This window comes from Cronbergia sp. UHCC 0137 (assembly GCF_034932285.1).
GTDB lineage: Bacteria > Cyanobacteriota > Cyanobacteriia > Cyanobacteriales > Nostocaceae > Cronbergia.
Map to the genome: position 1 here is coordinate 9857 of NZ_JAYGHC010000065.1, position 9347 is coordinate 19203.

Sequence of the window (9347 nt, forward strand, 5' to 3'; positions counted from 1 at the left end):
CCTGACTCCTAGCCCTAATGAAAAGACTTTTATGCCTAACGCGGCAAACCCTATTTAAGAGGTATTTATGGCTGTGGTGATGGAATTTCTCTCAGATACAGAATCGTCTAAAAAAAATATGAAAATATACCGATTCGATCGCCTAAGAATTACCATTGAAAGAAACATAGCAAAACGGCTTGTGTGAGATGACTATTAAAAAACAATTCAACAACTTTGAAGAGATGCTTTCTGGTTCTGATTTACCTGTTTTGGTAGATTTTTATGCTGACTGGTGTGGTCCTTGTCAGATGATGGTGCCTATTTTAGAGCAAGTCAATCTTCAACTTAGAGATAAATTACGGATTGTGAAGATTGACACGGAAAAGTATACTGAATTAGCAACTCAGTATCAAATTTATGCTCTACCAACTTTGGTATTATTTAAGGAGGGTAAGCCCATAGATCGGATTGAGGGTGTAATGCAAGCAGCACAATTAATACAACATTTACAAGCTGTGATTTAATTTTTAAGCGTTGCTGAATTTAAGGTATGAAAAGCTCAAACAATGATGCAAAAGCAAAAAGATAGAAATAACAGTTTATACATTAATTCAGCAATGCGAATTTTTTTGCCTTTCTTTTATTTTGTCTTCGCAATAGAGTAGATAGCAGCGAATTTTGCGAAGAAACAAAAATTTTCGTTTTGGCGAGAGGGCGAGAAAATGATCGAGTTACCAACCCAGTTACCGACCGATACATGGATTTACACTTCTTGGGATAAATATGAGCAGATAATTATTAACTTGGTCAACGAGAAAGGGAAGAGTTATTACTACAAAGGGTATATGAAGCTGGAAATGACACCAGTTAGTTTTGATCATGGTAAAGATCATGTTATAATTATTTTCGCCGTAACTTTATTTGCGACACTGAAAGGGATTGTGGCAACGGGTTTAGACACTACTACTTTTCGTAAAACTGGTATTCAAGACTGTCAGCCTGATGTAGCATATTATCTCAGAGAACGCGCCCAATCTATCCCTACTGGCACAGGTATTGTCCAACTTGATCTCTATCCTGCACCAGATTTAGTGATTGAGATTGCTAAAACATCTCTCCTGGATGATTTGGGGACAAAGCGATCGCTCTACGAAGATTTAGGTGTGGCTGAATATTGGGTGGTAGATGTCCAAAATGCCCAAATCATCGCTTATACTATGGCAGATCAAGGTAGTAAACGTATTCAAGAATCACAGGTATTTCCTGGTTTGGTAATTGCAATTTTAGAAGAAGCTTTACGCCGTAGTCGTAATATGAGTCAATCGGAAGTTGGAGCTTGGTTAATGAACCAGTTTCAGCAAAAACACAGTTAAATATTGTCTTTTTCCCCTGTTCCCTGTTCCCTGTTACCGACCATTTAGCATCACAAGCACCGTAAAACCAGAATTTTCAAGAACATCGTGCATTCAAACAACACCATTCTTTTCTTTTCCAAAGAGTAGCAACAACCCAGCCATTTTGCTCTAAAACATCTGCTACGGCTTTGGATTGCTCTAGTAAAATTCCACTGAAAATGCCCCAGGTAGCTGGTTTGACTATAGCATTCATTTCGGGAATTAATTCAATAATTACATCAGCCAAAATATTACAAACAATTCCATCGACTGGTTTTTGAATCAGTTCTTTCAAAGCTTCTACACTTCCCAAAGCTGCTTCTAATTGTTCTGAATTAATATCGTTTAAAGCACGATTACTAAAAGTTGATTGTACCGCTAAAGGATCATTATCAACCGCATAAACTTTCATTGCTCCTAGTAAAACGGCACCTATAGAAAGGATACCAGAACCACAGCCAATATCCGCAATAATCGGGGGTTCTTTTGCGTCAGACTTACCGACAAAAGAGGTAGGAACATCAGCCAGACGCATTTCCAGAGATTCTAAACACAATTGGGTTGTGGCGTGGTTGCCCGTACCAAATGCCACACCGGGATCGAGACGAATTACTAACCTTTCTCTGGATTCAGGTAATGCTAACCAGGCCGGATTAATCAGAAAGCGATCGCCCACTTCTAAAGGTTGCCAATATTGTTTCCAACTACTCGCCCAGTCTTCCTCATCAATCAGATGCCAATGTAAAATAGGAGCGGGCAAACCTATACACATAGCATCTTGACGTAGCCATAGTAGCAGGGCGGCCAAATCTAATAACTGTACTTGGGAGCTAGGCAAGTAAGCCTTCATCAGTGAGGAGTTATTTTTGCTTTCACTAGCTGTCCCACGACAGCCAAAACCCTCCAGTCGCCAAAAGATTAGATCTTCCAGGTCTGGCTCACATAAAATCTTTAATTCCCACCAAGTATTTGCCATAAAATTTTAGACTGAGCTTCTAGATTTTAGATGAAGAATGGCAACAAGGAAAGGGTAATAGAACTATTACCTGTCACCTGCTCAGTATTCTCCATCCAAAACCCAAAATCCACAATTAAAGTGTTACTGTGTAAGCATCGCGGATGCCAGGTACTTTAAGAATTTCATCCAAAATGCCATCGGGTAAGGGATCATCAATACTGAGAGCCATCACCGCGTCGCCTCGGACAATTTTACGGCCTACCTGCATACTAGCAATATTGACATTAAAACTGCCCAGGAGAGAACCTAATTTCCCGATAATTCCTGGCATATCTCGGTGCAGGGTGAACAGCATATATTTGGTTGGTGGGACGTTAATCGGGAAACCATCAACGTCGGTGAGGTGAATTTCCTTATCACCTAACAAAGCGCCTGTGACAGAGTGGGTACCTAAAGTTCCTGTGGCTTCTAGATGCAGTGAACCGGCATAGTCACGGGCTGAGGCATCCCTGGTTTCAATGACGCGAATACCCCTTTCCTTGGCTTCTATGCTGGCGTTGACATAATTGACTCTTTCCCGTAGGGCTTGATAAAGTAGTCCTTTCAGGGATGCCACTACCAAGGGTTGACTTTTGTTAGTTGCCAATTCTCCTTGTAGTCGTACATTTAGGGTTTCTACCCGTCCCCCGGCTAGTTGTCCTACCAAGTTACCCAAGGTTTCAGCCAACTGCATATAGGGTTTGAGTTCTTCCAACACATCGGGACTAAGTCCGGGAATGTTGACAGCAGAACGGGCTGGGAGTCCTAAAATCACATCCCGAATTTGTTCGGCTACGTCTATGGCCACGTTGACTTGAGCTTCGGTGGTAGATGCACCTAAGTGGGGTGTGAGGATGACTTCTTTACCGAGCGATCGCAATTCCGATTCTGCCAGTGGTTCGGACTCAAATACGTCTAAGGCCGCCCCAGCAATTTTACCCTCTTTGATCGCTGCCGCTAATGCTGCTTCATCAATAATCCCACCACGAGCGCAGTTAATAATCCGGGCTGTGGGTTTCATTTTCGCCAAAGTTGTGGCGTTAATTAGGTGGGTAGTTTCTGGGGTTTTGGGGATGTGCAATGTGATATAATCTGCCTGCTGCATCAGCAAATCTAAATCCACCAACTGACAGCCAATTTGTTCGGCTCGTTCTGTAGAAATAAACGGATCATAAGCTAACAGCTTCATTCCCATTGCTCTAGCGACGGCCGCAACGTGAGAACCGATTTTACCTAACCCGACAATGCCGAGACTTTTTTTGTAAACTTCTGCACCGACAAAAGTTTTACGATCCCACTCACCGCGTTTTACTGAAGCGTTAGCATCGGGGATATGACGAGATAAAGATAGCATCATCGCTAGGGCGTGTTCAGCCGCAGCAATGGTATTACCTTCTGGGGAATTAACTACGACAATCCCTCGACGGGTAGCAGCAGGTACATCGACGTTATCCACACCCACACCAGCACGACCAATAATTTTTAATTGTGTGCCAGCTTCTATAATTTCTTGAGTGACGCGGGTTCCAGAACGGATCATCAATGCGTCATACTCACCAATAATTTCTATCAATTCTGCTGGTTTAAGACCTGTTTTGATATCAACGGTCGCAACTTGGGAAAGAATATCAATACCAGCTTGGTCAATTGGATCGGAAACGAGAACCTTGGACATGATTACTTCATTTAAAAGTTATAAGTTTGGCTGTACAAGACTTTTAAGTTTAGTCCTTATCTGTGTCACTTCAGCAAAAATTAACTGTTTCTCAATTAAACTAGACTTTCACAAGAGTTACGGAATAACTAACCACAGAGACGCAGAGGACACAGAGGAATAAGGCGTAAGTTCTGTTAAACTAGACATGACTAACGCTTCTTTCCCTGTTGCCAGCTTTGACTGTTGGGTTTGCGAGTAAATTCGCCTTGGGGAAAAAGTCGCTGTTCTAGTTCTTCGTAGCTACCCTCAAAGTCACAATGACCGTAAAGTGGACATTGACGACAATAAACGCCTTGGGTGTAACGTTCTAGGTTTTCGCGGTTGAAAAAATAAGGTTTGTGGCTAAAGGTACTGGCTACCCACTGCCATGACATATTATTACTCGCTGGGTCGCCATCCAGTAGGTGTTGGAGAAACCATTTCGCGCCTGTTTGCCACTGAATATGTCGCCAATGGAAGATATAGGCGGCTAACCACATTCTAGCATGATTGTGTAAATAGCCGTTTTCTCTCAGGTCACGACTCAAGTTGTCGATGCAAATTCTCCCTGTTTGACTTTCTCTGATATCTTGGGGTAATTCTGCTGCGTAATCTTGGGATTTGTAACCGGTTTTGTATTCTTCCTGATTTTGCCAAATTCCCGTCCCTAGTTTAACATATAATCGTTGCCAATAATCGCGCCAACCTAATTCGTTGATCAGTTTGGTGGCATCTTCTGGATTTTTAACCTGTTCTAAGATATGTTCACGAATTTCTCTTAAATTCAAAACACCATGACGAATATAAGGTGAAAGTCTGGTAACTGCACCTGTTAATAGGTTACGTGTTTTAGCGTAGTTGATGGGGTCTACTTTTTCTAGTATTTCCTCTGCTGCTTGTCTTCCCCCTATTGTGGTGGTAGTGTGGTTATCTCTTTCTGCGGCTTCAGGAAATTGTTCTCGCAGGTAGGTTAATAGTTGTTCTCGGTTGATAAAATCACGTAACATACTTTTAAGTAGTTGGACAAAATTAAATTCATTCGTTGAGAGAGGGAACAGGGAACAAATAAGAAACTTTAGTTCTGAGTTTAAAGCTCAGTCAAAAAAAGGATGTTTTTACAAGATCCGTAGCACGAAAAAAAACAGTGTGATTATTTCAATCTCATGTTTTTAAACATGAGTTTTTTCTGTTCCCTGTTCCCTCTTACCGACCATTTAGCATAACAAGTACGGTAGAACCAAGTTTTTTTTAAAACTAAACTGTTATTTTCATTCAGAAAAAAGCATAATAGAAGAGTGACCAATCTGTTAGCCCCTTTACAATCTCTAAAACAAGGCCACTGGTTCAAGCTGATTTGTGGAGCCAGTTACCAACATTTACCTGCGGTCAGAAGTTTAGCATTAGCCTACACTTTAGCGGGCGCTGACTGCATAGATGTGGCAGCGGATCCGGCGGTAATTAACGCAGTCAAAGAAGCTTTATTAGTAGCTAAAAATTTAGGACAGGATGCTCAAAAACGGGGCTTTGACTACAAAGGAAACCTACCCTTGTTAATGGTCAGCTTAAATGATGGAGAAGACCCACACTTTCGCAAAGCACAATTTGACCCTAGCTGTTGTCCCCCGGGCTGTCCTAGACCTTGTGAAAAAATTTGTCCTGCTCAGGCCATTGTATTTAAAAGTATAGACAATGATTTTTCAGGAGTTATTGCTCAAAAATGTTATGGCTGTGGACGTTGCCTTCCTGTCTGTCCATACAGTATAATTTATACAGATTCTTATGTGTCAACACCAAGAGCGATCGCGCCATTGATTATGTCAACGGGGGTAGATGCCATTGAAATACACACTCAAGTCGGGCGTTTGGCAGAATTTGAACGATTATGGCAAGCGATCGCCCCCTGGTCCCATCAATTAAAATTAGTAGCCGTCAGTTGTCCTGATGGTGAAGGATTAATTGATTACCTGCAAGCAATTTATCACCTCATCGTCCCCCGTCCCCCTATATTAATTTGGCAAACCGACGGTCGCCCCATGAGTGGTGATATTGGAGATGGAACCACCATCGCCACAGTAAAACTAGGGCAAAAAGTTTTGGCAGCAAATTTAGAAGGATATGTGCAGTTAGCAGGTGGCACAAACAGCTACACCGTTGCTAAATTAAAAGCAATGGGACTGCTCCCAAAATGTAAAGATGAAAGAGACTGGGAAGAAAAACCTTCCCACATCTCCGGCATCGCCTACGGTAGCTACGCCCGTGTATTGCTATCCCCAATTATTGAGCAGTTAGAAAAAAAGGAGGTGAGCAACACAAGTGTTAAGGCAACTCTCCACCTGGAACAGGAACCAGAATTACTCTGGCAGGCTGTAGAACTTGCCCATTCTCTCGTTTCCCAACTCAAGTCCCAGCGATCGCTAATCGCTCGTTCATCTCTAAAAACGTCACCATAGAAAGCATGACGATTACAGAAGATCTCCAAAAGTTATTAGACATATTGCCCCAAGACCTACGAGAAGTGCTAGAGAATCATCCTAAACGAGATATTTTAGTAGAAGTGGTCTTGGATTTAGGTCGTCGTCCAGAAGCTCGCTTTCCTTACCAAGCTGAGTATCTGAGCGAAACACCAATCACTCAGGCACAGATAGATGATTGCATTCAACGAGTCGGCATATTTGGCGGAGATAATCGGGCAGGAATTGAGCAAACATTGCATCGCATCAGCGCCATCCGCAACCGCACCGGTAAAATTATCGGTTTGACCTGTCGTGTAGGTCGGGCGGTATTTGGCACTATCGGCATGATCCGTGATTTGGTGGAAACTGGTAAGTCGATTTTGATGCTCGGTCGTCCAGGAGTCGGTAAAACAACCGCACTGCGGGAAATCGCCCGGGTATTAGCCGATGACCTCCATAAACGAGTGGTAATTATCGACACCTCCAACGAAATCGCTGGAGATGGTGATATTGCCCATCCTGCCATTGGTCGCGCTCGCAGAATGCAAGTAGCCCATCCAGATCAACAGCATCAAGTGATGATTGAGGCAGTGGAAAACCATATGCCAGAGGTGATTGTCATTGATGAAATTGGCACAGAATTGGAAGCTTTAGCGGCTCGTACCATTGCTGAACGTGGTGTGCAATTGGTAGGAACAGCCCACGGCAACCAGATCGAAAATCTGATCAAAAACCCCACCCTCTGCGATTTGGTCGGGGGAATCCAAGCTGTGACTTTAGGAGATGACGAAGCTAGAAGACGCGGTTCTCAAAAAACGGTGCTGGAACGCAAAGCCCCACCAACCTTTGAGATTGCTGTGGAAATGCTGGAGAGACAACGTTGGGTAGTACACGAAAGTGTTTCTGACACAGTAGATAATTTGTTGCGGGGTCGTCAACCTAATCCCCAAACTAGAACCGTTGATGAAGAGGGGAAAGTGGCAATTACCAGACCGTTGGTAGTTGTCAATGGCCGTGGTGGAAATTTAGTTGGTGGAGAGGAATGTTTCCCCCCCCTACGACAAGCCAACGGCTGGCGTTCCTCTGGGCAAATGGTAGCTGTACCCCCTTTGACTGTGGAACGGGAACGGGTAACGAGGCATAGTGAATTTGATCGGTTGTTAGATGAATCTTTTGATTATTCAGAAGGTTTTGATTTCACCACCACTAAAATCGCTGGACCCAACGGTGAAGATTTGCCATTGCACGTTTACCCCTATGGAGTCAGTCGCCATCAATTGGAACAGGTGATTAGTGTCTTAACTTTGCCTGTGATCTTGACAAAAGACATAGATAATGCTGATGCAATTTTAGCATTGCGATCGCACATCAAAAATCACGCAAAATTAAGGCAAATGGCCAAAGCCCGTCATCTACCAATTCATGTGATCAAGGCCAGCACCATTCCCCAAATTACTCGCGGTTTGCGGCGGTTACTCAACATTGATGACCCGGAAATGGGAGATGACAGAGAATTACAACTGTTTTTACACAGTGGTAGTGATGATGAGATGGACGCTTTAGAGGAAGCCAGACTTGCAGTTGAGCAAATTGTTATTCCCAAAGGTCAGCCAGTCGAATTATTACCTCGTTCTTCTCAAGTCCGCAAAATGCAACATGAGTTGGTAGAACATTATCGGCTCAAATCAGATAGTTTTGGTGAAGAACCAAATCGGCGTTTAAGGATTTATCCGGCTTAATTGTACGCAATACGCTGAGATTTGAGCTTTGACAAAATTGCGAAAAACTTCAACGTAACGTAGGGGGTTCGTCAACTTAAGATTAAATCGGCGGTTAGAAACCGCATCTACACAGGTAAAACCCACCTCCGTGGGTTTTAAATCCTCGATTTTTCCTGAGTCCGCGCAGGCGGACTTTGTTTGTGTAGCCGCGACTTCCAGTCGCCGGGGCTTAAGTTGACTAAACCCTTACCTATCTCCACATTCTCCAACTATTGATTTGTAAATTTAAACCAGCAGATAGAGGAAAGATAAATCATTTTATTTATTCCCTAAGAATTATTTCTCAAGGTTTATTTTAAATAGAATTTGTTTCATTTATTCTAACAATGTATCTAATTAAAATTTGCTGAAAAAATGTTTGCTACTAAAAAAAGCTACTCCAAACCATCACCTTGTCTTAATGATTTCCCACCCCAAGGGGAAATTTATCTATCCACTTTAACCGATGCTAGAGCCGAACAAATATATGGTGGAACAAATACTAATCCTCTAGATACAGATAAAAATTATCAAATTATTCCCTCTTCAGAAACCTATCAAGGGGTGGGTTTAACGCCCTTTTACCCTGATTTACCTAAAACTAAATTAGCTCGTTTAGATCCTCTAGATCCCTCTACTAGACCTGAATTCACCCCCAAAAATGCCATTACTATCACCATACCTCTACCATTACCAGTTTATTCATAAATACCAACTGCCAAAAATTCAACCGTTTATATATCTTTGGATCTAAGAATTTATGATCAATAATGCTTATAGTTGATTACTTAGGTAAATGTCATTCTAAGTAAGTGAGGCTATAATCCATGTTAGGAAAAACTTTCAAATTACAGTTGATTGTTGACTTATCAACAGAACAACAGCAATATTTAGCTGGTGGGAAATTTCAGCCTAATAAATTAGTTAAAATGTCTAATGTATTAGGTGAAGGTTTCCCGAATATGTCTTCCTTAAACCCTTATGGGAGTAGTGGTACGAGCAAGAAAGAAGAAATCATCAACGCTAATAATAATACTAGCGGCGTAATTCTCTACTAACTCCTTA

General features: G+C 42.2%; 9 protein-coding genes. 6 read left to right on the top strand and 3 right to left on the bottom strand.

Annotated features, from left to right (window positions below; all coding sequences use genetic code 11):
* Positions 1-188 precede the first annotated feature (188 nt).
* Both trxA and VB711_RS23035 read left to right on the top strand, forming a co-directional pair.
* Entirely contained in the window at positions 189-506 is a 318-nt protein-coding gene (trxA, locus tag VB711_RS23030) for a thioredoxin (protein ID WP_323288681.1), read from the top strand.
* Positions 507-704: 198 nt separating this feature from the next.
* Entirely contained in the window at positions 705-1355 is a 651-nt protein-coding gene (locus tag VB711_RS23035; protein WP_323288682.1) for a Uma2 family endonuclease, read from the top strand.
* A gap of 76 nt (positions 1356-1431) precedes the next feature.
* Here the strand turns inward: VB711_RS23035 and prmA are convergent, their stop codons facing one another.
* The 3 genes from prmA to VB711_RS23050 form a co-directional block, all read right to left on the bottom strand.
* Positions 1432-2352 carry a 50S ribosomal protein L11 methyltransferase gene (prmA, locus tag VB711_RS23040; protein ID WP_323288683.1) on the bottom strand — a complete coding sequence of 307 codons (921 nt, stop codon included), beginning with the start codon at positions 2350-2352 and terminating at the stop codon, positions 1432-1434.
* A gap of 115 nt (positions 2353-2467) precedes the next feature.
* Positions 2468-4048, bottom strand: coding sequence for a phosphoglycerate dehydrogenase (serA, locus tag VB711_RS23045; protein ID WP_323288684.1), 1581 nt, complete (start codon positions 4046-4048; stop codon positions 2468-2470).
* A 191-nt stretch (positions 4049-4239) separates the two neighbouring features.
* Positions 4240-5076: an FAD-binding domain-containing protein gene (locus tag VB711_RS23050; protein WP_323288685.1), complete on the bottom strand. Its 837-nt coding sequence runs from the start codon at positions 5074-5076 to the stop codon at positions 4240-4242.
* 288 nt (positions 5077-5364) lie between these two features.
* Here VB711_RS23050 and ldpA point away from each other — a divergent pair, with 288 nt between their 5' ends.
* From ldpA to VB711_RS23070, 4 genes are all read left to right on the top strand, one after another.
* The gene (gene ldpA / locus VB711_RS23055) at positions 5365-6519 is read left to right on the top strand and encodes a circadian clock protein LdpA (protein WP_323288687.1); all 1155 of its coding nucleotides are present in this window, start codon (positions 5365-5367) and stop codon (positions 6517-6519) included.
* Positions 6520-6524: 5 nt separating this feature from the next.
* Positions 6525-8261 (top strand): R3H domain-containing nucleic acid-binding protein, encoded by a 1737-nt coding sequence (locus VB711_RS23060; RefSeq protein WP_323288688.1) that lies wholly within the window; start codon positions 6525-6527, stop codon positions 8259-8261.
* A gap of 396 nt (positions 8262-8657) precedes the next feature.
* A complete protein-coding gene (locus VB711_RS23065) occupies positions 8658-8990 on the top strand; it encodes a hypothetical protein (RefSeq protein WP_323288689.1) in 333 nt (110 codons plus the stop codon).
* A gap of 119 nt (positions 8991-9109) precedes the next feature.
* Positions 9110-9340 carry a hypothetical protein gene (locus VB711_RS23070; protein WP_323288690.1) on the top strand — a complete coding sequence of 77 codons (231 nt, stop codon included), beginning with the start codon at positions 9110-9112 and terminating at the stop codon, positions 9338-9340.
* Positions 9341-9347: the final 7 nt, after the last annotated feature.